The 23,491-nt window shown below is 64.9% G+C and carries 23 protein-coding genes; 13 read left to right on the top strand and 10 right to left on the bottom strand.

Annotated elements, in window-relative coordinates; all coding sequences use genetic code 11:
• Positions 1-397: 397 nt before the first annotated feature.
• Complete coding sequence (locus ACX93N_RS09985; protein WP_459428268.1) at positions 398-1,399, top strand: adenosine kinase; 1,002 nt, start codon at positions 398-400, stop codon at positions 1,397-1,399.
• Here the strand turns inward: ACX93N_RS09985 and ACX93N_RS09980 are convergent.
• The 6 genes from ACX93N_RS09980 to ACX93N_RS09955 form a co-directional block, all read right to left on the bottom strand.
• Entirely contained in the window at positions 1,396-3,753 is a 2,358-nt protein-coding gene (locus ACX93N_RS09980; RefSeq protein ID WP_459428267.1) for a DNA polymerase II, read from the bottom strand. The genes ACX93N_RS09985 and ACX93N_RS09980 overlap by 4 nt on opposite strands.
• A gap of 266 nt (positions 3,754-4,019) precedes the next feature.
• Positions 4,020-4,364, bottom strand: coding sequence for a tRNA-binding protein (locus tag ACX93N_RS09975; protein ID WP_459428266.1), 345 nt, complete (start codon positions 4,362-4,364; stop codon positions 4,020-4,022).
• A 119-nt stretch (positions 4,365-4,483) separates the two neighbouring features.
• A complete protein-coding gene (locus ACX93N_RS09970) occupies positions 4,484-5,011 on the bottom strand; it encodes a hypothetical protein (RefSeq protein ID WP_459428265.1) in 528 nt (175 codons plus the stop codon).
• A 91-nt stretch (positions 5,012-5,102) separates the two neighbouring features.
• Complete coding sequence (locus ACX93N_RS09965; RefSeq protein ID WP_459428264.1) at positions 5,103-6,956, bottom strand: UvrD-helicase domain-containing protein; 1,854 nt, start codon at positions 6,954-6,956, stop codon at positions 5,103-5,105.
• Positions 6,949-9,030 carry an ATP-dependent nuclease gene (locus tag ACX93N_RS09960; RefSeq protein ID WP_459428263.1) on the bottom strand — a complete coding sequence of 694 codons (2,082 nt, stop codon included), beginning with the start codon at positions 9,028-9,030 and terminating at the stop codon, positions 6,949-6,951. Before ACX93N_RS09960 ends, ACX93N_RS09965 begins: the two co-directional genes overlap by 8 nt.
• A gap of 115 nt (positions 9,031-9,145) precedes the next feature.
• Entirely contained in the window at positions 9,146-9,868 is a 723-nt protein-coding gene (locus tag ACX93N_RS09955) for a hypothetical protein (protein WP_459428262.1), read from the bottom strand.
• Between the two features lie 416 nt (positions 9,869-10,284).
• Here ACX93N_RS09955 and ACX93N_RS09950 point away from each other — a divergent pair, with 416 nt between their 5' ends.
• A complete protein-coding gene (locus ACX93N_RS09950; protein WP_459428272.1) occupies positions 10,285-10,464 on the top strand; it encodes a pentapeptide repeat-containing protein in 180 nt (59 codons plus the stop codon).
• 24 nt (positions 10,465-10,488) lie between these two features.
• On the opposite strand, the gene ACX93N_RS09945 is transcribed toward ACX93N_RS09950, so the two are convergent.
• On the bottom strand, positions 10,489-10,686 hold the full coding sequence (locus ACX93N_RS09945; RefSeq protein ID WP_459428261.1) for a hypothetical protein: 198 nt from the start codon (positions 10,684-10,686) through the stop codon (positions 10,489-10,491).
• A 136-nt stretch (positions 10,687-10,822) separates the two neighbouring features.
• Here ACX93N_RS09945 and ACX93N_RS09940 point away from each other — a divergent pair, with 136 nt between their 5' ends.
• The gene (locus ACX93N_RS09940) at positions 10,823-11,164 is read left to right on the top strand and encodes a pentapeptide repeat-containing protein (protein ID WP_459428260.1); all 342 of its coding nucleotides are present in this window, start codon (positions 10,823-10,825) and stop codon (positions 11,162-11,164) included.
• 50 nt (positions 11,165-11,214) lie between these two features.
• On the opposite strand, the gene ACX93N_RS09935 is transcribed toward ACX93N_RS09940, so the two are convergent.
• Together ACX93N_RS09935 and ACX93N_RS09930 are read right to left on the bottom strand one after the other, a co-directional pair.
• Positions 11,215-12,285 (bottom strand): DUF2333 family protein, encoded by a 1,071-nt coding sequence (locus tag ACX93N_RS09935; protein ID WP_459428259.1) that lies wholly within the window; start codon positions 12,283-12,285, stop codon positions 11,215-11,217.
• Positions 12,286-12,287: 2 nt separating this feature from the next.
• Positions 12,288-12,740 (bottom strand): copper chaperone PCu(A)C, encoded by a 453-nt coding sequence (locus ACX93N_RS09930; RefSeq protein ID WP_459428258.1) that lies wholly within the window; start codon positions 12,738-12,740, stop codon positions 12,288-12,290.
• A 143-nt stretch (positions 12,741-12,883) separates the two neighbouring features.
• Here ACX93N_RS09930 and ACX93N_RS09925 point away from each other — a divergent pair, with 143 nt between their 5' ends.
• The 10 genes from ACX93N_RS09925 (at position 12,884) to coq7 (ending at position 23,035) form a co-directional block, all read left to right on the top strand.
• Entirely contained in the window at positions 12,884-14,635 is a 1,752-nt protein-coding gene (locus ACX93N_RS09925; RefSeq protein WP_459428257.1) for a protein-disulfide reductase DsbD family protein, read from the top strand.
• Between the two features lie 157 nt (positions 14,636-14,792).
• On the top strand, positions 14,793-15,233 hold the full coding sequence (aroQ, locus tag ACX93N_RS09920) for a type II 3-dehydroquinate dehydratase (RefSeq protein ID WP_459428256.1): 441 nt from the start codon (positions 14,793-14,795) through the stop codon (positions 15,231-15,233).
• Positions 15,234-15,257: 24 nt separating this feature from the next.
• A complete protein-coding gene (accB, locus tag ACX93N_RS09915) occupies positions 15,258-15,731 on the top strand; it encodes an acetyl-CoA carboxylase biotin carboxyl carrier protein (RefSeq protein WP_459428255.1) in 474 nt (157 codons plus the stop codon).
• A gap of 40 nt (positions 15,732-15,771) precedes the next feature.
• Entirely contained in the window at positions 15,772-17,115 is a 1,344-nt protein-coding gene (accC, locus tag ACX93N_RS09910; RefSeq protein ID WP_459428271.1) for an acetyl-CoA carboxylase biotin carboxylase subunit, read from the top strand.
• Positions 17,116-17,137: 22 nt separating this feature from the next.
• Positions 17,138-18,043, top strand: a complete 906-nt coding sequence (prmA, locus tag ACX93N_RS09905) for a 50S ribosomal protein L11 methyltransferase (protein ID WP_459428254.1) — start codon at positions 17,138-17,140, stop codon at positions 18,041-18,043.
• A gap of 91 nt (positions 18,044-18,134) precedes the next feature.
• Positions 18,135-19,121: a tRNA dihydrouridine synthase DusB gene (gene dusB, locus ACX93N_RS09900; RefSeq protein ID WP_459428253.1), complete on the top strand. Its 987-nt coding sequence runs from the start codon at positions 18,135-18,137 to the stop codon at positions 19,119-19,121.
• Positions 19,118-19,417, top strand: a complete 300-nt coding sequence (gene fis / locus ACX93N_RS09895) for a DNA-binding transcriptional regulator Fis (protein WP_459428252.1) — start codon at positions 19,118-19,120, stop codon at positions 19,415-19,417. The genes dusB and fis overlap by 4 nt, the downstream gene beginning before the upstream one ends.
• A gap of 19 nt (positions 19,418-19,436) precedes the next feature.
• Positions 19,437-21,011, top strand: a complete 1,575-nt coding sequence (gene purH, locus ACX93N_RS09890; RefSeq protein WP_459428251.1) for a bifunctional phosphoribosylaminoimidazolecarboxamide formyltransferase/IMP cyclohydrolase — start codon at positions 19,437-19,439, stop codon at positions 21,009-21,011.
• A gap of 42 nt (positions 21,012-21,053) precedes the next feature.
• Entirely contained in the window at positions 21,054-22,340 is a 1,287-nt protein-coding gene (gene purD / locus ACX93N_RS09885) for a phosphoribosylamine--glycine ligase (RefSeq protein WP_459428250.1), read from the top strand.
• 26 nt (positions 22,341-22,366) lie between these two features.
• Positions 22,367-23,035 (top strand): 2-polyprenyl-3-methyl-6-methoxy-1,4-benzoquinone monooxygenase, encoded by a 669-nt coding sequence (gene coq7, locus ACX93N_RS09880; RefSeq protein WP_459428270.1) that lies wholly within the window; start codon positions 22,367-22,369, stop codon positions 23,033-23,035.
• Between the two features lie 10 nt (positions 23,036-23,045).
• On the opposite strand, the gene ACX93N_RS09875 is transcribed toward coq7, so the two are convergent.
• Positions 23,046-23,477 (bottom strand): OsmC family protein, encoded by a 432-nt coding sequence (locus ACX93N_RS09875; protein WP_459428249.1) that lies wholly within the window; start codon positions 23,475-23,477, stop codon positions 23,046-23,048.
• Positions 23,478-23,491 lie beyond the last annotated feature (14 nt).

Raw genomic sequence — 23,491 nt, 5'->3', positions numbered from 1 at the left:
GGGGTGGGGGAAGGGGGGGGTAAGAAAAAAAAAAAAGGCCATGGGGGGGGTTTTGGGCTCGTCCCCCTTCCCTCGCGTTTTCCGCCCCCCCCTCTCCCCACGCCCGCCCCTACCGGCGTCATGTTTCCTGCAAGGCCTGAGTTCCGGCATTTCTGGCGGCATTGCCGCTGGCACTGCAGAGGCCCGGGCGGTGGGCTAAGGGGTGACGGGGCGTCAGCGGACATGGATGTCCGCTGTCGAGCTGCCATGGATGGCGCTTTTGCGGTCCCGGCACCCCTTAGCCCACCGGCCGGGCCGGTACTACTGGCAGCTGGCCATGACTAGTGGCCCCGGTAGTGGCACCGAAACAACCGGATCAGGATAATGGCGAGCTTTGCGGCAGGAACACGGATCGACGATGAAGAAATACCGGGTCTACGGCATGGGGGCTGCGCTCCTCGATACGGAAATCAAGGTCACCGACGACGAGCTCGGAAAGCTCGGCGTGGAAAAAGGACTCATGACCCTGGTGGACGAGGCGCGCCAGGGCGAGCTGCTCGACGGGCTGCGCGGGCACCTGATCAAGGCCAACCACGCCAGCGGCGGCAGCGCCGGCAACAGCATGATCGCCACGGCGCAGTTCGGCGGGCCGACCTTCATGACCTGTAAAGTCTCCGGCGACGCCGACGGCGACCTCTACCTGGCGGACCTCGAGGCCGCGGGCGTCGAGCACCCGCTCAAGGGCCAGCGCTGCGGCGGCACCACCGGCAAGTGCCTCGTGCTGATCACCCCGGATGCCGAGCGCAGCATGAACACGTTCCTCGGCGTTTCCGAGACGCTCTCCGTCGACGAGCTGGACCCGGAGGCGCTGGCCGCCTCCGAGTACCTGTACATCGAGGGCTACCTCGTCACCTCCCCCACCGGCCGGGCCGCCGCCATCCGCGCGCGGCAGCTGGCCGAGGCGGCGGGCGTGAAGGTGGCCATCAGCTTCGCGGACCCGGGTATCGTCGAGCACTTCCGCGACGGGCTGGCCGAGATGGTCGGCGACGGCGTGGACCTGGTGTTCGCCAACGGCGACGAGGCGCTCAACTGGACCGGCGCGGACGACCTGGCCGTGGCCGTGGAACGCATGAAGGCGACGGCGAAGCAGTTCGTCATCACCCGCGGCGGCGATGGCGCGCTCTGCCACGACGGGCAGGATGCGCACGAGATTCCCGTGCACAAGGTGCACGCGGTGGACACCAACGGCGCCGGGGACATGTTCGCCGGGGCCTTCCTCTACGCCATCACTCGCGGCGAGGACTTCCCCACCGCCGGCCGCTTCGCCAGCCTCGCCGCCGGCAAGGTGGTCTCGCAGTACGGCCCGCGGCTGGCATCGCACGAATACACGGCGCTGCGCGAAGAGTTCTTCGGCGACTAGAAGAGCGCGTACTGCGCGTCCACCACCTCGGCGAAGGAGGTGCCGAGGGCGTGCAGCATGCCGTCGGCCACCGGTGCCAGCTGCCGGTCGATGTAGTGCTGGTAATCCAGCGGGGCGCGCGGATCGTCCGCCGGCTCGGCGCCCGCGGTGGTGATCACGTAGCGCACGGCGCCGCCCCGGTGCGGCTTGCGCAGGCCCCGCTCCACGGCGAGACGCGCGGCCTGCACGTGCGGCGGCACGTTGCGCTGGTAGTCGTCCAGGCGGCGGCGCAGGCGCTTGCGGTAGACGAGTTCGTCGTCGCGCTCGCCGGCGCGCACCGCCGCCACCTCGGCGCGCAGCCAGTCCTCCCAGGGCTCGTCGCGGAAAATGCGGCCGTACAGTTCCTCCTGCACCTGCCGGGCCAGGCGCGTCCAGTCCGAGCGCACGTTCTCCAGGCCCTTGAATACCAGCCGGTCACCGCCTTCGCCATCCGCCACCAGCCCCGCGTAGCGCTTCTTGCTGCCCTTCTCCGAGCCGCGCACCGTGGGCATGAGGAAGTGCCGGTAATGCGTTTCGAACTCCAGCTCCAGCCGGGACTCCACGGCGAACTCCGCCTGCAGCGTCTGCCGCCACCAGGCGTTCAATGTGGCCTCCAGCTCGCGCCCGGCCGCTTCGGCGGCCGCATCGTCTTCCGCCTCCTCGATCCAGACGAACACCGAGTCCGTGTCGCCGTAGATCACCGTGTGGCCCGCGGCCTCGATGCGGTCCTTCGTGCGCTGCAGGATCTCGTGGCCGCGCAGGGTGATGGAGGCGGCGAGGCGCGGATCGAAAAAGCGGCAGCCCGGGGAGCCGAGCACGCCGTAGAAGGCGTTCATGATGATCTTGATCGCCTGGGACAGCGGCGCATCCGCGGCCTGCTTGGCCGCGTCGCGCTGGGCCCAGAGCCGCTCGATGAGGTCCGGCAGGATATGGCCCTCGCGGGCGAAGCGCACACCGCGGAAGCCGGGCACGGAGTCGGCGGCCGGCAGCGTGGAGTCAGCCGCCAGCACCAGGCCGAGCGGGTCGATGGCGAAGGTGCGGATGATGCTCGGGTACAGGCTCTTGAAGTCCAGCACCAGCACGTGGCGGTAGAGCCCGGGGCGCGAATCGAGCACGAAGCCCCCGGGCGCATCCGGCGCCGTGCTCGCGGCCACCGGCGCCACGAAGCCGCGGCGGTGCAGCCGCGGCAGGTAGAGAAAGTCGAAGGCCGCCACCGAGCCGCCGGAGCGGTCCGCCGCCAGCCCGGTCAGGTTGCTGCGCGCCAGGCAGAACGGGATGAGCCCGGTCTTCTCCAGGATCCAGCTCACCAGCTCGCAGTCGCGCAGGTTGTAGTCCACCAGCCGCGCCCGGTCCTCCCGGAACAGCCGGCCGATCTCCTCGCCGCGCTCGGGCCCGTGCAGCAGCTTGCCCTCGCCGAGCAGTTCCTTAGCCACGTTATCGAGCGCAAAGCTCTCGAAGCGGTAGAACGCGGCCCGCAGCCACTCGGGCCCGTCGATCACCAGGCGCCCGGTCACCTGCAGCGCATGGCGCTCGCCGTCGTCATCCAGCGGCCGCCAGTGCGGCGGCCGGCCGTCACGGCCGAGCCGTAGCGATACGCCCAGCCGGTCCGCCAGGCGCTGCAGGAAGCGCAGGTCGAAGTTGATGACGTTCCAGCCGGTGATCACGTCCGGGTCGAAGACGGCGAGCCAGTCGAGGAAGGCCAGCAACACCTCGCGATCCGAGGGGAACGCCTGCACCACGGCCTGCCCCGTCCCCGGCCCGCGCAGGAATACCCGCCGCTCCTCCACCCCGCCCGGCCCGGTGCCGTGCACGGCGATGGAGTAGAGCTCCAGCCCCTCCATGGCCGTCTCGATATCAATGGACGCGATCCGCAGTTCGGGCCGGTAGTCCGCCGGGCGCAGGCGGGGCGAGCGCATGACGAGGTGGCCCCCCGAGCGCTCGACCCTGCCTTCGAGCGTGGCCGCCCCGGTGATGAAGCGCTCCATCAGGTAGCGGTCCGCCGGGTTGAGGTCCGCCTCCAGCGGCTCCAGCCCCGCATCGAGGAGGCGGCGCGATGCCTCCCGGGCCTGGCGGTGGCCGGGAAAGTAGAGGGCGCGTACCGGGCGGCGCGAGAAATCGCGCAGCTCGGGCTCGCCGGAAGTGAACCCTCGCTCACCGGCCAGCACCCGCTCTGCCTCAGGCCACTGTGCCGCCGGGAGAAAGAAGACGCTCTGCTCGCCGGTGATGTGGGCGCAGAGTGGCCCCTCTTCCGTGGCGAACCAGAAGTCGATGGCCACCCCGCCGGCGACGTCCCGCCACTGGCGGGACAGCAGGCAACCGGTGAGCTGCCGGGTCACGCCGGGGGAGAGACGTTCCCGCGGGAACGTTTTCGGGTAATAAACAGCAACGCGGTTAGCATCAGGATGTTATAGCGCCGGCAGCGACAAAGGACGCATTGTAAGTGCTGCCGGGGCAGCCCGCTTAGGGCGCTTCGGTATGATCACGCGCCGTCGAGGAGCTGGCCAGCGTCAACGGACTCACAGACAGCCCGAAAAGCCTTACCCCGGAGGTAATCAGCCGGCACGAAGAGCGCAAGGTCACCCGCCGCGCCAACCGCGTATTGTTAGGCTAGGCGGGTACCGTTAGGGACGGCCATTTCAGGGCTGACCAGCACCACGGTACCATCCTCCCGGTGGACGCCCGTTACCAGGCACTCGGACATAAAGGGGCCGATCTGCTTGGGCGGGAAGTTGACGACGGCGAGCACCTGCTTGCCGAGCAGGTCTTCCTTCGCGTAGAGGTCCGTGATCTGGGCGCTGGAATGCTTGATGCCGAATTCGTCGCCGAAGTCGATGCGCAGCTTGTAGGCGGGCTTTCGGGCTTCGGGGAAGTCCTGGACCTCGATGATGGTGCCCACCCGTAACTCGACCTTTTGGAAGTCGGTCCAGTCGATAGCTTCTTCGCTCACGCCTCAAATCTCCTGTGGCAGTCACTTGAACCTCGGTCAACGCGGGGGAAAACCAGCCAGCCCTGTCTCGCACACTGCAGTTCGAACAGGCTGGCATACCTTGCGCGGCTCTTTCAGGCTCACTGGCCAAGGAGATCTCTCAAAGCCTTGGCCGGCCCGCTTGTTGCCAGCCGGTCCGTGTTCAGGACCCCGCGCACCGAAAGCTCCCTCAGCATTCTCGTCTTCTGGATATTCAGCAAGTCCCGGTTCCTCGAGATACCCATCCCGATCAACATGGTTTCCAACTCACGAATCGATGCCCGCCTGGCGTTCGTGGGCTTCCTGAACTTGTCGCGCGGCGTAATCTGGGCCAGCAGCGTCAGCTCGGGGTAACCCCGCCGCCCGGCGATTGCCTGATTGAAATGATTGATCTTGTGAGCGGTCAGGCATTCCTGGCGGAAGGAAGACTTCTCGGCCTTGCCCACATACCACGGCTTGGCTCCGCGGGAAGCCCTGATGGAGAAGATGTAGCAGCCGCAAGCGTAAGAGAGGCCCGGGACTTCCTCCTCGACTGAATGCCAGAACTTGCGTCGATCCGACGCGGTTGCAGCAAGAAGCCCGTTGGCGTTCCGCCCTAACCGATACGGTCCGTAGGTTTCAAATAGCACCGAACACCACCTATAGCCTTAACGCTCAAAACAGCGGCGCATTTATGCGTCCGACTGCTTTTGCTTGTTAGCTTGTGCATATATTTGCCACCTAAGCAATGACACCGATATCCGCTTCTGAAAACAGTTTCTGTTGAATAAGCTCCTGCTTTGCAGCAAGAACGTTGTTGGTATAGAACAGAATCCTGAGGTTTTCTTCAGCCCTAGAGAAGCAAACATAGGCTAGCTTTTGGCTTCTCCGGTATTGTCCCTCTGTTGGTTCACCCGATGCACCAGGGGTTAGCAGCTTCGAGAAGCTGTAATTGTTCCAAGCAGCTTCTATGTCATCAAATACGACCAGCACATCAGAGTATTCCTCGCCCTTTACGCCATGCTGTGTACTGTATGCAGTGTTTTCTTGGATGAAATCGCAATACGCTACAAGTTCTGTTGTTTGCATTGCGAAAAATTCGTCGCACAGCCAATCACCCTTATCAAGACCAAAAGCCTCTTCATTATATTCTTCATCTCTCGGATCTCTGGCTAAGTTTTCGCTTAAGCGCTCTGAGACCCTGATAAGCTCATGTTGCTGACAATACTCGTATACATCTTTCACTTTATGATTAGCCCATATCTCATCGAGTCCCTCCACCACCTGTTTAGATAATTCCACCATTTCTTTCAACGACCGATATTGGTTCTTTCCCCGAACATCAAATGCCGGACCAATAGTCCTTAACAGATCAACAACCTGACGATGATCTCCATTCCGGTGAGCTTCGATAAGAGGCCAAACCGCAGTCACTATTGGCTTAAGTAGAAAGTGTTCTCCCGACTCATAGTCGTCTTGCGCACTTGTTGATGCATATGGCCCCGTAAACAACTTATGTAGTCGTACGAATCCCAAACGTCGAGCAATCATTTGTCTCGCTAAAAAAAGCCTAATAACGTCGTTTCGTCCAACCCAGCCCCACGCTTCGAGCGCATGGTCCATACGTAGCAGCGCACGGTCGATTTGTTCCTCCGAGTATCGCTTTACTCTTCCCGTAATTTCAGGATCTTCAGCTTCAATTAGCGTAATTTCTACACTTCCCTGTCTTTCCTTGTTCTTCCCAGCGGGGTACTGCTGCACGTCTTTGCGGAACGCATTCAGAAAAGAAATTACGCTTTCCGAACAGCGAAAATTCTCAGCTTTCTTTATAACCTCTCCGCCTTCAGGTGGCTGAAAATCTCCTGCGCGTTGATCGTAGATTTGCTGCCACGGATCTCCAAAGTACCCCACCACTGGAAGCCCATCGTCTCCAGCGAGTTCATTGAGGGCGTCAACAATAACAGGGAAGGTGTCTTGGGCTTCATCGACAAAAATGAATGGATACCGGTATCCGAATGCCTTACGAAAAACTGCTTTGTCCTTCAGTAAATAGCCAGCAATCTCGATGACATCGTCATGACTCAACTTTCCTTCTTTGTAGTTACTATAAACAGCATCGTCGTATTGGAACGAAGTCACCTCGTCCAGTTTTCGCAGGTCCTCAGCGAGCCTTGCAGCTTTTTCCCTCGCTTTAAGCGCTGTCTTACTTTTGCCGCCATTATCCTTCTCAGCTGCCTTGGCGATGAGCTGTGGTATGCGTGATTCGCGTAACGCATTTCGGATATCCTTGGTAAATGTTTTGATCTCGCCCCACAAAAAGCTATGAAGTGTTGAGACAACAAAGAGATCGTCAAAGCCTAAACGAGTTGAAATAACTTCCACGGCACGCTTGGTGTATGTAATGCAAGCGACCCGCTGGCCATTTGCTTGAAGTTCAACGCCGTAGTTGGCACGAACTAAATTAAGCGCATCAATGAGCGACGAAGTCTTCCCAGAACCCGCCCCGGCGATTATAGCGAAGCTTCGCTGATCATTAAGACATTCTGCCACTTTCTCATCTGCTTCAGTCTGAATCCGTTCCGACATATCAATCATCCGTTAAAGACTGCTCTTGCTCGACTTTGGCCAGGCGCTGCTCAAGCCAATGCAGCCCCTCTTCAATATATCCAGGTGTTTGCCAATTCACCTCCGAAGCCAACACATCCAGTGCAAAATCGGTTTTCTTAAAGCTTGGTGACTTCACTCTCTCGAAGATGGCCTGATAAGCTTCGTCCAAGTCATTTGGCACATCTACCCCAATGCCCAATGCCCCGCCACGCAGCAAGGCAAAGTTATCGTAGGCAAACGCTTCTTCTATTGTTCTGGGTATCATTGTGAGTGTCTGCCCATTTTCCTCGACGTTGATTCCTACCTGAAACGCTACACACCGGTCTTTCATCTCGCACTGTTTCTGCTTTTCAGTAAGGACTAGTAGCTCCTGCACCGTGTCGATGTCGAAGTACTTTTTCAAAGAGGCATTGGAGGTCAGAGCACCAGGATGATCGCCTCGACGCGCTGGATGCCTTCCTTCAGGGGCGACGGAATCCAGGTCGGTGATAACTAGATGCGGGATATTGAGGAAACTGAGGAGACTTTCAAAGCGGTGCGCATATGCCCCGCCAACCTCTAGGATAGAAAGGTACTTGGTACGTAGCGCAGGCGCTGTTTTCTCAACCATTTTGGCGAGCAGTAGCTTTTCTACGGTTCCCTCCACCAAGATTGCGGCATCCGCAAAAAATAAATCGCAGTGTGACAACTTCAGGTAGCGAAGAAGGAACCGCTTAGCTTCCTCGGAATTGATTTGTCTTCCCATAGCCTGTACCGGCCCCGGATCAAAACTGCGAAGACTATGCACTCTGGATGCATTAAATGTCCTCACGGCCTGACGGTCTTCACCCTCAAGTTCGCAACGTTCAAAGTAGCGAACCTTCTCAAAATCCACTGCGTCCAAGATATGGGAGGAATGCGTAGACACTGCGAACTGGGGCACGAGCTCGGGTTTCTCTTCAGTACATGCAGCGTTAGATATAATTTTCCAGATATTCTCGATGAACGTCTGCTGAACCTGTGCGTGCAGATGAACTTCTGGCTCTTCAATGCAGATTAACTGACAGAGCTGGCGATTCTGTTCGGTTCGCATCCACTGCAAATGGAAATGGCTAATCTGGATCGCCATGTATATAAGGTTCTTGAAGCCCAATCCATTATAGGATTCCGGCAATTCATGCTGACGGGCTTCATCTATATATATCAGGTCAGTATTGCCCTGAAGCGCCTCTTCAGGGCTCAGTGAAGAAACAATTTTGAGAATCCGGTCATTTATGGAGGGCACACCAAGTCCCTTGATAACTTCCATCAGGCCACTAAAGTGCGTTTCATAATGGTCGGTGAGTTTTTGGTTATTCTCATCGATCACCTGGAAGGCTGTCTGCTTGGCTTCAAGCTGCTCCAGATTCTTTTTGTAGAAGGCAGAGAATGCAGTTGATAAGCGGCTACTTCTGCTCGCCTCATCATCATTTACACTCCGTTGAGCATCGACGAAATCAACCCTCAGTAAGCCTCTGAGCATAGATTTTCCATCTTTGCTATCTAGCAGGGTCTCTACGGGTTCTAGGTCACGATCATCAAGCGAATAGTATGCGATTTCGTAGTGCTTTCTCAGATTTGTATCAATGTCCAGAAACTGGGAAAGAGTCCGAGTTCTTTTTCCATCGACTTCTGATGTTGGATATGCTGCGGAATACTCCGCGCGCATTTTTCCGGGGTCACGTGGTTGGTACTTCAGCCGGATGCCAACCTTATCGAGTTCATCCGACAGCTCTGGTAGCAGAGTAAATGCTCGCCCAAACGAGATATGATTAGGATCAATCGAAAACCAAAGGTCCAGCTCGATTGTTGGTAGGCTTTCCGCGTCGCCGCCCTCACCAAACGCGTTAATAGCAGTAACTTTGGAAACCGAAAGGTCAGCCAACTTGAAGTCTTTTCCTCCTAGAAAACAGCGGAATGCGGCTGCCACCGATGTTTTTCCGCTGTTATTCGGACCGACAAAAACAGTTTCATCTTCTTCAAGTCCGATAGCAACGTGCTCTAAGCGCCGGAAATTTCTGATTGCGATGCTTGTGACTTTCATAACGTCGTTATTCGATTCAAGAGTTGGTCACATCTTTTCAAGCTAACGTCTTAGCTAAGCGGCGCGCCTTGGCGCGTCCCGGTGGAGGCGAAGCCGAAACGGCTTGAGCGGTTTGTTATGTGCAGCCAAATTTTTCCACCGCATCAAATGCTCCTCTATTCCGGCTACGTCGGATTAACCAGACCCAGACCTCTACACTATCTTGGCTCCGGCTCGCACGATGCCGACCTGCAAGTGAGCACTGGTAACTGATTGGTAAATCGCCTCCCCAATCCTGCGCACGTTGAAACCAAAACTGCTTCATTCCGGCTGTACATTCACGAATTGGCACTCTTACCTGGTTGTACGGATAACTGTTTCCAGAGACGCGCGGCTGGAGGATATGAGGTAAGACTGGAACTCTAGCCATGCCTCCCCCGGCACGAACTGTGACATTCAGGAATTTTGCCTCAAGAGACCGGCGAATCCCTCCAACAATTAGCGCGCGTTCTGTTGCGGATTCAACATCTGTTATTACAGATTCAAGTCGGAAAATATCCTTTGTTAATTCTGCAGGCCAATTTCTTACTCCACCACCCGAGCGTATCCATTTTGCTTCCGCAAGGAATCGGGCGGGTTTTGCCCGCTCACTCCGGCCGAGGAGATCGAACCTTTGATTGCCAGGTAAGTCAGGGTGATTATGCTCTGGATCGAGCACAAACTGAGTGCTTGCTTGAATAAACTGAGCACCGACACGCACTAGACTGGCCTCGTCAATGAATGTTTTCCGGCCACAAAGTCGTTCATTTTCCAGCAGACACGAGGAAGCCACAGCTAGGTTTTGCCAGTTAACTGTCACTAGCTGCTCCTGAGCACATAACAGCTAAGTAACCGGACCGGTCCGCCTATCACCACGCCTGTTAGCTTCCGTCACACCAAACCCCGCATGCCGTCTCGCCCAATAAAATCAATGCCTTAGCACAAGGCCAAAGATAGCACCGGCTGTTCACCGCTGCCTGTCCGGTCTATCCATCACCCAGGTTTCATTCAGGAGGTGATCGGTACATCACAATCAATTCAAAAGCTTGCGGCCATCTCTTACGGCTGATTGACATCCTGCCAGTGAAAAAGGGCCTCAGCCCCACGCGCCCAGGCTTCCCGCAGCCGCTCCCCTAAGCAATGGCACGTACCCAGCAAGTAAACCCCGGAAACATCCCATGACCATTCCCGTCATCAAACCCGGCCACCCTCTACCAACTCCTCCGCCAGGGGGACATCAAGGGCTTCAACGAGCAGCGTGGCGGGCTGGATAGGAGCCAGCTGAAAGGCGGTGACTACCGCAGTCGACACCTGCGCGACATAAATGCTGCAGGGCTGGATTTCGCGGATGCCTACTTTCGCGGCGCCGACCTGTCGGATGCTGACCTGCGCGCGCCCGGACCGGGTTGGAGTTAGCGGCAGCGATCACCGCACAAGTCGCTAGCTATCCGTTTCGCTAGCTGAACCTTTCCTGCGCTGCATCCCACTGCCCAGCGCGATCCCCACGGCGATGCCAATGGCCAGGCCCGCGCCCACGTTGTCCATTGCCGACCCCAGGGCGAGGCCGACGCCGATGCCGATCGCAAGGCCGGCACCCAGGTAGCGGGAGTCGCGTTTCTTATCCGATTCTGACGCCATGTCGGCTCCCATGGGGCGGAAGGTTTGAGTGCATTGACCGTGCCGGCGGGTTCCCCGAGACCTATGCCTAGGTTTCCCCCTGCCACTGCCGTAAGCTAACACCCGAATGGCTATCGACCCAGCATTGGAAGCACCCATGACCAAACCCGTCATCAAATCCGACCCTCTCTACCAGCTCCTGCGCCAGGAGGACATCAAGGGCTTCAACGAGCAGCGCGACAAGCTGGATACGAGCCAGCTGAAGAGCGGTGACTACCGCGGGCGCGACCTGCGCAACATGAACGCCGCGGGGCTGGATTTCTCGGATTCCTACTTCCGCAACGCGGACCTGTCGGGCATCGACTTCCGCAGCACCAACCTCGAGGGGGCGAGCCTGCTGGATGCGAAGCTCTCGGGGACGTACTTCCCGGAGGAGCTCTCGGCGGAGGAGATCCGTCTGTCCCTCGATACGGGCACGCGGCTGCGCTACAAGCGCTAGCCGCGCGGGTCCTGCGGGCGCCGGCCCGGGGCGCGGCAGCCGGGGGCGCCTCAGCCCTGGGCGAGCAGGTCGCGCAGGTCGATGATCGCCGCGTTGGCGCGGGCGAGGTAGGAGGCCATCACCAGCGAGTGGTTGGCGAGGAGGCCGAAGCCCGTGCCGTTGAGGATGAACGGGCTCCAGACCATGGCCTGGGTGCCTTCGAGTTCGCGGATGATCTGCTGCAGGCTGACCCGGGCGTTCTTCTTTTCCAGCACTTCGGCGAAATCGATTTCCGCCGCGCGCAGGAAGTGCATGAGCGCCCAGGCGCTGCCGCGGGCCTCGTAGAAGACGTCGTCGATCTCCGTCCAGGGGGTGCGCACCTCCATCTCGCTCGGTGCGCTGGTGGCCTGGGTAGCGCTGGCGTCGCCGGCGAGGTCCGTGTTCAGGCGGCGCTGACCCACACTGGCTACCAGCCGCTGCGACAGGCTGCCGAGGCGCGCGTTGATCATGGAGAGCCACTCGCGGAGGTTGTCGGCGCGGGCGTAGAACTGGGCGTCGGTGCTCTCCGGGTCCACCAGCCGGTCCAGGTATTTCTGGAAGTGCTTGAGGCCCTTGCGGTACTCAGATTCGGAGGGCGGCAGCAGCCAGCTGTCGGTCTGGAAGTTCAGGCGCGGCTCCGCGATAGCAAGGTCAGGGTCTTCCCGGGATTGGGACTGCGAGCGCGACAGCACCTCGCGCATCGCACGGCCCAGATCCCGGCTCTGGAGCAGCACGCCGTACTCCCAGTGCGGCATGTTGTCGAGGTAGAGGCCCGGGGGCAGACGGTCGTTGTAGAGGAAGCCGCCGCGCTTCTCGAGCAGCGTGTCGACCACGCCGATCAGCGTTGCGGTGGTGACGGCGCCGGTCACGTCGCTTCGCCCGGCGGGCACCAGCTCCGCGGTTTTCGCTTTCACGTCGAACTCCGCCGGCGCCACGCTCCAGACGAAGCCGAGGATGAGGACGATCACCGCGTAGATGGCGAACAGGATACCCGCGAAGCGGAGCCAGTTGCCCCGGGGCAGGTAGTCGTCGGTGAAGTTGCGCAGCCGCTGGCCGAGGCCGGGCTTGCTCGGCGTTACGTCGATGGTGTCTTCGTCAGCCATGATCAGTGCTCGTGGTGGTGGCCGCTGCCCGGTGCGTCGCGGCGCACGGCGGCGTCGGTGCAGCTGGGTTCGCCCTCGTCGGTGATAAGGCAGAGGCGCACGCTGTCGCCGGGGGCGGGCATGCGTTCGAGGTCCTTCAGCATCAGGTGGAGGCCGCCGGGTTCAAAGCTTTCGCTCTCGCCGGGGGCGAGAATCAGGGTCGCCACGGGCACCATGCGCATCGCCCCGTTTTCAGATCGGCTCTCGTGCAGCTCCGTGCGGCCGGCACCGCTAGCGGCGGCACCGACGATGCGTGCAGGTTCGTTGCCGTTGTTGGTCACGGTGAGGTAGCCGGCGGTCATCGACTGGGTCGGCGGCAGCGCCCGCACCCAGGCGCCCTCCAGGGTGAGGGGGTCGGCGACGGCGGGGGCGGCGAGGGCCGCACCGAGGGTGAGAAAGGCCAGGGGTCGAAACACGGGGAAAACCTCAAAAGTCCGTTGGCGGGCGCACGCCGCGCCCGTGCTCCGATCATAGCATCCCGGGGCCTTCGGGGCGCGTTGGGGGCCCGCTTGCGCGCTGCTACAATGCGCTCCCTTCCTGGCTCCCGGGCTTCCGCTTCATGCGCGCACCCCTCATCGCCCTGCTGCTCTTTTTCGCGACGGCTATCCAGGCCCTGGGCCAGGCCCCGGGGCCGCTCACGGGCGGCGCACCGCAGGCGGGCTCGCCCTTTGCGAGCCTGGAGCAGGGCTTCCTGCCGGTAGAGGAAGCCTACGTGCCGGCGCTGGAGCTTGAGGACGACGGCAGGCTGCGCCTGTACTGGCAGATCGCCCCCGCGTACTACCTCTACCGGCACCAGTTCGCCTTCGACCTCAGCGATGCGCGGGGCGAGGTGCCGGTGGAGGCCGCGCTGCCACCGGCGCTCGAGCGCACGGACGAGTTCTTCGGCGAGGTGGCGGTCTACTACGACAACGCCGACATCACGCTGTCGCCGGTGCGCCCGCTCGAGGGCACGGCCACGCTGCAGGTGCGCTCCCAGGGCTGCGCCGACGCGGGCCTCTGCTACCCGCCGCGGGACCAGGCCTTCCGCATCGATACGGCGACGGGAGCAGTGAGTGAAGTGGCCCTGCCGCGCCCCGGGCAGACCGCACCCGTCACACCGCCCGCCGGGGCCGCCGCCGGCGGTGCGGGCGGCCTCCTGACCATGCTGCTGTTCGCGGCCCTGGGCGGGCTGATCCTCAACCTCATGCCCTGCGTGTTCCCGGTGCTCTCCCTCAAGGCCCTGGGCTTCGCCGCCGCCGAGCCCGCCGAGCGGCACCGCCACGCCTGGCTGTACGGCGCCGGCGTCGTCGTGAGCTTCCTGGTGGTGGCCGGCGCGCTCATCGCGCTGCGCGGCGCCGGGATGGCCGTGGGCTGGGGCTTCCAGCTGCAGTCGCCGGGCTTCGTCATCGGCCTGGCCTACCTGTTCGTGGCCATGGGCCTGTCGCTCTCGGGCCTGGTGCACTTCGGCGGGCGCTTCATGAACCTGGGCAACAGCCTGGCCAGTGACGGCGGCGACCGCGGGGCCTTCTTCACCGGCGCCCTCGCCGTGGTGGTGGCCAGCCCCTGCACCGCACCCTTCATGGGCACGGCCCTCGGTTTCGCCCTCACCCAGCCGGCCGCCGTGGGCCTCGCGGTGTTCGCCGCGCTCGGGGCGGGCATGGCAGCCCCCATGGTGCTGCTGGGCCACAGCGCAATCGCCCGGCGCCTGCTGCCGCGGCCCGGCGCCTGGATGCAGCGGCTGCAGCAGCTGCTCGCCTTCCCGCTCTATGCCACGGCCCTGTGGCTGTTCTGGGTGGCGGGCCGGCAGGCCGGGGTCGATACGATGGCGGCCGCCCTGGGCGGGGCGCTGCTGCTCGCCCTCGCGCTCTGGCTGTGGAGCACCGGCGGCTGGCGCCGGGGCGCGGCCCTGCTCACGCTGGCAGCCGCCATACTGGCAGGCAGCTACCGCGGCGAGGCGCCGGCCGCCGGGGGCGCGGCCGAGGGCCACGCCCCCTGGTCCGAGGCCGCGGTGCGCGAAGCCCAGGCGGCCGGCACACCGGTATTCGTGGACTTCACGGCGGACTGGTGCATCACCTGCCTCGCCAACGAGCGCACGGTGCTGGAGACAGACACTATCCGGGCCGCCTTCGCCGAGCGCGGCGTGCGCTACCTGGTGGCGGACTGGACCAACCGGGACCCGGCGATCGCCGACTTCCTCGCCCGCCAGGGCCGCTCGGGCATTCCGCTCTACCTGCTCTACCCCGGCCGCCCCGGCGCCGCGCCCGCCGTGCTGCCGCAGCTGTTGCGCAAGGGGGTGGTACTGGAGGCGCTGGCGGGCCTGTCATCCACCTGAGGGGACGACCCTGGCCAATGTGTTCACCTCATATATTGCCGCGATACTGCGGCTAAATTCGGGAAAAATCGCTAAAACAACCGGGTTGCGGTGGACAGCGCCCCCATCCTGATCCACACTGTGCACTCTTCTGGAGCAACCCGGGCTTGCGCGCGCCATGGCCAGCATCCTCGTCCTGCACGGTCCCAACCTGAACCTCCTCGGTGAGCGGGAGCCGGCCGTCTATGGGCGCGAGACCCTCGACGACATCGACACGCACCTCGCCGCCGTCGCCCGCGATGCGGGGCACCACCTGCTGTCGCTGCAGAGCAATGCCGAGTCGGAACTGGTGGAGCGGGTGCACGATGCCCGCCGCGAGGGGGTGGATTTCATCCTCATCAACCCGGCCGCGTTCACGCACACGAGCATCGCCCTGCGCGATGCCCTGGCGGCGGTGGCCATCCCCTTCATCGAGGTCCACCTGTCGAACGTGCACGCGCGCGAGCCCTTCCGCCAGCACAGCTATTTCTCGGACCTCGCGCGCGGGGTCATCTGCGGGCTCGGCGCCCAGGGCTATGAGCTGGCGCTGCAGGCAGCGCTGCGCCAGCTGGACAACTGATTACTGATTGCAAGGAACGCCGCTATGGACATTCGCAAGGTCAAGAAGCTGATCGAGCTCCTGGAGGAGTCGAACATCGACGAGATCGAGATCCAGGAAGGGGAGGAATCGGTGCGCATCAGCCGCAACGGGTCCAACATGCAGTACGCCCCCGCCAGCTACGCGCCCCCGCCCCCGCCGCCGGCCCAGCCCGCTCCCGCGGCCGCGCCGCAGCAGCCGGCCGCCGCGGCCGCCCCGGAGCCCGCCGAGGCGCCGGAGGAGAAAGGCCACCTGGTGCGCTCGCCCATGGTCGGCACCTTCTACCGGGCGCCCTCGCCTTCCTCCTCCCCGTTCATCGAGGTGGGCAAGACGGTGAAGGAAGGCGACGTGCTCTGTATCGTCGAGGCCATGAAGATGATGAACCAGATCGAGGCGGACAAGTCGGGCACGGTCGCCGCGATCCTCGTCGACAACGGCGAGCCGGTGGAGTTTGACCAGCCGCTCGTCTCCATTGTCTGAACAAAGTCTGACCGAACGGCCACGAGGTAATCCCATGCCCATGCTGGAGAAGGTGCTCATCGCCAACCGCGGCGAGATCGCCCTGCGCATCCTGCGCGCGTGCAAAGAGCTCGACATTCCCACGGTGGCCGTGCACTCGAGCGCCGACACGGAGCTCATGCACGTGCGCCTCGCCGACGAGGCCATCTGCATCGGCCCCGCCGGCTCCTCCCAGAGTTACCTGAACGTGCCGGCGATCATCAGCGCCGCGGAAGTCAGCAACGCCGATGGCATTCACCCCGGCTACGGCTTCCTGGCAGAGAACGCCGACTTCGCCGAGCAGGTGGAGAAAAGCGGCTTTACCTTCATCGGTCCGAAGGCGGACACGATCCGCCTCATGGGCGACAAGGTCTCGGCCATCGCCGCCATGAAGGCCGCCGGCGTGCCCACCGTGCCGGGCTCCGACGGCCCGCTGCCGGACGACCAGGACGAGATCGTCGCCATCGCGCGCAGGGTCGGCTTCCCGGTGATCATCAAGGCCGCCGCCGGCGGCGGCGGCCGCGGCATGCGTGTGGTCCACAACGAGGCGGCGCTCCTGAACTCGGTGCAGGTGACCAAGTCCGAGGCCGGGGCGGCCTTCGGCTCCGAGGTGGTCTACCTCGAGAAGTTCCTGCAGAAGCCCCGCCACGTCGAGATCCAGGTGATCGCCGACGGCCAGGGCAACGCCATCCACCTGGGGGACCGCGACTGCTCCCTGCAGCGGCGGCACCAGAAGGTGATCGAGGAGGCCCCGGCGCCGGACATCGACGCGCACCTGCGCGAACAGGTGGCCGAGGCCTGCGTGAAGGCCTGCATCGACATCGGCTACATCGGTGCCGGCACCTTCGAGTTCCTCTACGAGGACGGCGGCTTCTATTTCATCGAGATGAACACGCGGATCCAGGTCGAGCACCCGGTGACGGAGATGATCACCGGCATCGACATCGTGCACGAGCAGCTGCGCGTGGCCAGCGGCCTGCCGCTGTCCGTCACCCAGGACGAGGTGCGCTTCCGCGGGCACGCCATCGAGTGCCGCATCAACGCCGAGGACCCGCACACCTTCATGCCCTCGCCGGGCACCATCAGCACCTATCACCCGCCCGGCGGCCCGGGCATCCGGGTGGATTCGCACATCTATGACAACTACACGGTACCGCCCTTCTACGATTCGCTCATCGCCAAGATCATCAGCTACGGCGAGACCCGCGACAGCGCCATGGCCCGCATGCGCCAGGCGCTGGACGAACTCATCGTCCAGGGCATCCGCACCAACACGGCCCTGCACCGGGACCTGGTGCGCGACGCCGCCTTCCAGGCCGGCGGCGTGAGCATCCACTACCTCGAAAGCAAGCTCGAGGACCACTAGTGACCGCAACGCAGGCGGCGGCGTGAGCTGGCTGCAGCTGCGGCTGGACACGGAGCCCGCCGCGGCCAACCGCCTCGAGGACGCCCTCCTCGCCGCCGGCGCGGTGGCTGTCACCCTCGAGGACACGCTCGGGGACAAGGCCGACGAGCCGGTGCTGGAGCCTGGCGTGGGCGAGACCCCGCTCTGGCGCCGGACCCGCCTCACCGGCCTGTTCCCCGCCGATGCCGACATGGACACGGTACTCGCCGGCCTGGACCCGGCGCTCACGCAGGAAGCCGCCCCGCGGGTCGAGATCCTCGAGGACAAGGACTGGACCCGGGAGTGGATGCAGCACTACCGGCCCATGCAGTTCGGCCCGCGCTTCTGGGTCTGCCCGAGCTGGCTCGAGCCGCCGGACCCGGGCGCGGTCAACCTGCTGCTGGACCCGGGGCTCGCCTTCGGTACCGGCACTCACCCCACCACCGCTCTCTGCCTCGGCCAGCTGGCCGGGGCCGTCGCCGCCGGCGCACGGGTGGTGGACTACGGCTGCGGCTCGGGCATCCTCGCCGTGGCCGCGGCGAAGCTGGGCGCCGGGTCGGTGCTCTGCGTGGACAACGACCCGCAGGCACTCGCAGCCACCGCCGACAACGCCACCCGCAACGCCGTGCCGCTGGACGACCTCACCATCGCCCTGCCCGGCGACTACGACGCCGTGCCCTGGGCGGGCCGCTGCGACCTCGTGGTCGCCAACATCCTCGCCGGGCCGCTTCTGGAGCTGGCGCCGGTGATCACCGGCTTCCTGCGCCCCGGCGGGGTGCTGCTGCTGTCGGGGCTGCTGGCCGCGCAGGCCGACGCGCTCATCGAGGGCTATGCCGGCTCGCTGCCGCTGGCGGTGGCCGGCGAGCAGGAGGGGTGGGTGGTACTGCGAGGGGTACTGCCCGGGGCCTGACCGCCGCACCTGGCGATTTTCTGAGCGGTCAGGGTTTAACCAGTTGCGGGGCTCGCGTATCATCGCCCGTCCCCCGGCAGACGGCTGACCCATGATCCGCATCGGCGACTACACGCTGGCGAACCGCGTTGCCCTGGCCCCCATGGCCGGCGTCACGGACCTGCCCTTCCGTCGCCTCTGCACCCGCTTCGGGGCCGGCTACGCGGTCGCCGAAATGGTCACCGCCGACCCCTCCCTCCGCGACTCGCGCAAGAGCCGCCTGCGCAGCCGCCACGATGGCGAGGCCGAGCCGCGGGCCGTGCAGATCGTCGGCGGGGACGCCGCCATGCTCGCCGAGGCGGCGCGCTACAACGTCGCCCTCGGCGCCCAGGTCATCGACATCAACATGGGCTGCCCGGCGAAGAAGGTCTGCCGCAAGGCCGCCGGTTCGGCGCTGCTCGCCGACGAGGCGCTGGTGGCGGCGATCCTCCACGCCGTGGTCGCGGCTGTGGATGTACCCGTCACCCTGAAGATCCGAACCGGCCCCACGCCCGAGCGGCGCAACGGCGTCACCATCGCGCGCATCGCCGAGGACGCCGGCATCGCCGCCCTCGCGGTGCACGGGCGCAGCCGCGCCTGCGCCTTCGGCGGCGAGGCCGAGTACGACACCATCGCCGCCATCGCCGCCGCCGTCGACATCCCCGTCTGGGCCAACGGCGACATCGACTCGCCGGCCAAGGCGGCGGCGGTGCTCGCCCACACCGGTGCCGCGGGCGTCATGATCGGCCGCGCCGCCCAGGGCCGGCCCTGGCTCTGCGGCCAGGTCGCCGCCCGCCTGGGCGGGCGCCCGGTGCCGGCGGACCCGGACCGCGACACCCAGTTCACCGTGCTCCGCGAGCACCTGGCCGCACTGCATGCCTTTTACGGCGACTTTCTCGGCCCCCGCATCGCGCGCAAGCACGTGGGCTGGTACCTCACCGAAGCCGGCGTGTCCGCAGACACCCGGCGCCAGTTCAATCGCCTCGACGCACCCGCGGAGCAGCTCGCCATGCTCGCGGAGCTCGCGGCCCAACGGCCAATGCAGGACCTGGCAGCATGACGAAACGCAGCGACAAGAGCGCCGGCAAGGCGCCCGCCACTTCTACGCCCTCGCCCACGCCCGCACCCATCGACGACACGGTCCGCAGTTCCGTGCGGCAGTACCTCGCCGAGATCGACGGCGAAATGCCGACGGACTTCTACCAGCTGGTGCTGTCCCAGGTGGAGGCGCCACTGCTCGAGGAAGTCATGCGCCATACCCGCAACAACCAGACCCGCGCCGCGCACCTCTTGGGCCTCAACCGCGGCACGCTGCGCAAGAAGCTGCGCCTGTACAAGCTCTCCGGCGAACCCTGACACGAGGAAGCACACCACCATGACAGACAGCCATCCGGTCCGCGTCCGGCGGGCGCTCATCAGCGTTTCCGACAAGACCGGCATCGTCGACTTCGCCCGCGGCCTCGCCGAGCTCGGCATCGCCCTTCTCTCCACCGGCGGCACCTTCCGGCTCCTCGCCGACGAGGGGCTCCCGGTCACGGAAGTCGCCGACCACACGGGGTTCCCGGAGATGATGGACGGGCGCGTGAAAACCCTGCACCCGGTCATCCACGGCGGCATCCTCGGCCGCCGCGGCACCGACGACGACGTGATGGCGGAACACGGCATCGCCCCCATCGACATGGTGGTGGTCAACCTCTACCCCTTCGAGGCCACCGTCGCGCGGCCGGACTGCACCCTCGAGGACGCCGTGGAGAACATTGACATCGGCGGGCCGACCATGGTCCGCGCCGCCGCCAAGAACCACCGCGACGTGGCCATCGTGGTGAACGCCGACGACTACGGCCGCGTGCTGGAAGAAATGCAGGCCAGCGACGGCGCCACCAGCCTCGAGACCCGCTTCGACCTCGCGATCCGCGCCTATGAGCACACCGCCGCCTACGACAGCGCCATCGCCAACTACTTCGGCCAGCGCGTACCCGGCGGCAGCGAGAGCTTCCCGCGCACCCTGAACCTCAACTTCACCCGGGTGGAGACGATGCGCTACGGCGAGAACCCGCACCAGCGCGCCGCCTTCTACCGCGAGGCCAGGCCGGCGGAGGCGGGCGTCGCCAGCGCGCGGCAGCTGCAGGGCAAGGCGCTCTCCTACAACAACGTCGCAGACACCGACGCGGCGCTGGAGTGCGTGAAGAGCTTCAGTGAGCCCGCCTGCGTGATCGTCAAGCACGCCAACCCCTGCGGCGTGGCCGTGGCCGGCGACCTGCTGGCCGCCTACGAGCGCGCCTTCGCCACGGACCCGGAATCCGCCTTCGGCGGCATCATCGCCCTGAACCGGGAGCTCGATGAGGCCACGGCGAAGGCCATCGTCGAGCGGCAGTTCGTCGAGGTGATCGTCGCGCCAGCAGTGAGCGAGGCCGCCGCCGAGGCCGTCGCCGGCAAGAAGAATGTGCGCCTGCTGGCCTGCGGCGAGTGGCAGGCGCCGGTGCCGGCCATGGACTACAAGCGCGTCACCGGCGGCCTGCTGGTGCAGGACCGGGACCTCGGCGCCGTGGGCGCCGGCGACATCAAGGTGGTGACGAAGGCCGCGCCGAGCGACGAGCAGCTGAAGGACCTGCTGTTTGCCTGGCGCGTGGCCAAGTTCGTGAAGTCCAACGCCATTGTCTACGCCGCCGGCGGCCAGACCGTGGGCATCGGCGCCGGGCAGATGAGCCGGGTCAACTCCGCGCGCATCGCCGTCATCAAGGCCGAGCACGCGGGGCTGCCGGTCACCGGCTCGGTGATGGCCTCCGATGCTTTCTTCCCCTTCCGCGACGGCATCGACAACGCCGCGGCCGCGGGCATCGCCGCAGTGATCCAGCCCGGCGGCTCCATCCGCGACGACGAGGTCATCGCCGCGGCCGACGAGGCCGGCATGGCCATGGTCTTCACCGGCATGCGCCACTTCCGTCATTGATCCCGGCGAGGCCACTCAACCCAGGGACCGAGGAGAACAGCTGTGAACGTACTCATCATCGGCAGCGGCGGGCGTGAACACGCTCTCGCCTGGAAAGCGGCCCAATCGCCGCAGGTCGACACCGTCTACGTCTGCCCGGGCAACGCGGGTACGGCCCGGGAGCCGGGCGTCGAGAACCTCGCCATGGACCCCACGGACTTCTACAGCCTGGCGGACTTCGCCTCCGGCCTCGGCGGCGTGGAACTGACCATCATCGGCCCCGAGGCGCCGCTGGTCGCCGGCATCGTCGACGAATTCCAGGACCGCGGCCTGCGCTGCTTCGGCCCGAGCGCGGCGGCGGCGCAGCTCGAGGGTTCCAAGGCCTTCAGCAAGGACTTCCTCGCCCGCCACAAAATCCCCACGGCGGCCTATGCCACCTTCAGCGAGCTGGAACCGGCGCTGGCCTACCTGCACGAGCAGGGCGCGCCGATCGTCATCAAGGCCGACGGCCTCGCCGCAGGCAAGGGTGTGGTGGTTGCGGAAACGGTCGACGAGGCCGAGGCCGCGGTGCGCGACATGCTCGAGGGCAACCGCTTCGGCGACGCCGGCGCGCAGGTGGTGATCGAAGAGTTCCTGGAGGGCGAGGAGGCGAGCTTCATCGTCCTCGCCGATGGCCGCAGTGCCCTGCCCATGGCCACGAGCCAGGACCACAAGCGCATCGGCGACGGCGACACGGGGCCGAACACCGGCGGCATGGGCGCCTACTCGCCGGCACCGGTGGTGGACGAGGCCCTGCACCAGCGCATCATGGACGAGATCATCATGCCCACGGTGCGCGGCATGGCCGAGGACGGCCGGCCCTACACGGGCTTTCTCTACGCCGGCCTCATGATCACGCCCGCCGGCGACCCGAAGGTCATCGAGTTCAACTGCCGCTTCGGCGACCCGGAGACGCAACCCATCCTGCTGCGCCTGCGCTCGGACCTGGTGGAGCTCTGCGAGCGCGCCATCGACGGCGACCTGGCCGGCGCCAGCGCGGACTGGGACCCGCGGCCGGCCCTCGGCGTGGTGCTCGCCGCCGATGGCTACCCGGGCAGCTACGACAAGGGCGCGGCGATCAGCGGCGCCGACGGGGACTTCGGTGACGGGGTAAAGGTGTTCCACGCCGGTACCGCCGAGGCGGACGGGCAGCTGGTCACGGCCGGCGGCCGGGTGCTTTGCGTCACCGCCCTCGGCGACGACGTGAAGGCGGCCCGGGACGCGGCCTACGCCGCCGCGGAGCGCATCCAGTTCGACGGCCTCACCCGCCGCGGCGACATTGGCTGGCGCGCCATCGAGCGCTATAGTTGAAGAACATTCCGACCCTGCGCGACAGCATGTCCAGTACTGTTTCCCGCAGCCGGCGCCAGCGCCGGCTGAGCCTTCTCGACCGCCTCATCAGCGAGACCGACACGGTCATGCGCACCCTCGCCAACCGCGGCAATACCGCCGGGCGGGAGTCGCCCGCCGCCGGCCACAGCGAAGCGCCGTTGAGCGAGTCCGAGCGCAGGCACGTGGCCGGCCTGATGCGCGTCAACCACACGGGCGAGGTCTGCGCCCAGGCGCTCTACCAGGGCCAGGCGCTGACCGCGCGCCTGCCCACGGTACGCGAGGAAATGCAGGAAGCCGCCGCCGAAGAAGTGGACCACCTGGTCTGGTGTGCCGAGCGGCTGCGCGAGCTCGACAGCCACCCGAGCGTCCTGAACCCGGCCTGGTACGGCCTCTCCTTCGCCCTCGGCGCCGTGGCCGGGGCCATCGGCGACAAGGTCAGCCTCGGCTTCGTGGCCGCGACGGAAGAGCGCGTCTGCCGCCACCTCAAGGACCACTTGAAGGACCTGCCGGAGGAGGACCGCAAGTCGCGGCTCATCCTGCAGCAGATGCTCGAGGACGAGGAGCGGCACGGGCAGAACGCCCTGGACGCCGGCGGCACGGAATTCCCCCGGCCGGTGAAGCAGGCCATGACGGCCGTATCGAAAGCCATGACCCGGAGCAGCTACTGGGTCTGAGGCGCGCTGCTCATCCCGCGCCCTCCTCCTCGACGATCTCGAAGCTGTGGCTGATGTCCACGCCCGCCGCGCCGAGCATGATCGAGGCCGAGCAGTACTTCTCCGCTGACAGTTCCACCGCCCGGCGCACGTGGTTCTCCTTGAGACCGCGGCCGGTGACCACGAAGTGCAGCGTGATGCGCGTGAACACCGCCGGCACCGCATCGGCGCGCTCGGCGCTGATCTCCACCCGGCAGTCGGACACCGCCTGGCGCGATTTCTTCAGCATTGACAGCACATCGTAGACCGAGCAGCCGCCGGTGCCGAGGAGGAGCATCTCCATCGGCCGCGGGCCGTGGTTGCGGCCGCCAAGGTCCTCCGGCCCGTCCATCACCACCGCGTGGCCGCTGCCGGCCTCGCCGACGAACAGGGCGCCGTCGAGCCACTTGACTGTTGCTTCCATGGGGTCGGTTCCCT

The sequence above is a fragment of the Pseudohaliea sp. genome (assembly GCF_054552115.1).
Note: the sequence above shows the minus strand (reverse complement) of the source record. Positions and strands in the feature narration are given on the sequence as shown.

Bases quoted from the DNA above. Each gene is read 5' to 3' on its own strand.
- fis (WP_459428252.1), top strand. From the start codon at position 19,118: ATGACGAAACGCAGCGACAAGAGCGCCGGCAAGGCGCCCGCCACTTCT.
- ACX93N_RS09965 (WP_459428264.1), bottom strand. From the start codon at position 6,956: ATGATTGATATGTCGGAACGGATTCAGACTGAAGCAGATGAGAAAGTG.
- ACX93N_RS09935 (WP_459428259.1), bottom strand. From the start codon at position 12,285: ATGGCTGACGAAGACACCATCGACGTAACGCCGAGCAAGCCCGGCCTC.
- accB (WP_459428255.1), top strand. From the start codon at position 15,258: ATGGACATTCGCAAGGTCAAGAAGCTGATCGAGCTCCTGGAGGAGTCG.
- ACX93N_RS09875 (WP_459428249.1), bottom strand. From the start codon at position 23,477: ATGGAAGCAACAGTCAAGTGGCTCGACGGCGCCCTGTTCGTCGGCGAG.
- ACX93N_RS09960 (WP_459428263.1), bottom strand. From the start codon at position 9,030: ATGAAAGTCACAAGCATCGCAATCAGAAATTTCCGGCGCTTAGAGCAC.
- ACX93N_RS09925 (WP_459428257.1), top strand. From the start codon at position 12,884: ATGCGCGCACCCCTCATCGCCCTGCTGCTCTTTTTCGCGACGGCTATC.
- ACX93N_RS09945 (WP_459428261.1), bottom strand. From the start codon at position 10,686: ATGGCGTCAGAATCGGATAAGAAACGCGACTCCCGCTACCTGGGTGCC.
- dusB (WP_459428253.1), top strand. From the start codon at position 18,135: ATGATCCGCATCGGCGACTACACGCTGGCGAACCGCGTTGCCCTGGCC.
- ACX93N_RS09985 (WP_459428268.1), top strand. From the start codon at position 398: ATGAAGAAATACCGGGTCTACGGCATGGGGGCTGCGCTCCTCGATACG.
- ACX93N_RS09940 (WP_459428260.1), top strand. From the start codon at position 10,823: ATGACCAAACCCGTCATCAAATCCGACCCTCTCTACCAGCTCCTGCGC.
- aroQ (WP_459428256.1), top strand. From the start codon at position 14,793: ATGGCCAGCATCCTCGTCCTGCACGGTCCCAACCTGAACCTCCTCGGT.
- coq7 (WP_459428270.1), top strand. From the start codon at position 22,367: ATGTCCAGTACTGTTTCCCGCAGCCGGCGCCAGCGCCGGCTGAGCCTT.
- accC (WP_459428271.1), top strand. From the start codon at position 15,772: ATGCTGGAGAAGGTGCTCATCGCCAACCGCGGCGAGATCGCCCTGCGC.
- purH (WP_459428251.1), top strand. From the start codon at position 19,437: ATGACAGACAGCCATCCGGTCCGCGTCCGGCGGGCGCTCATCAGCGTT.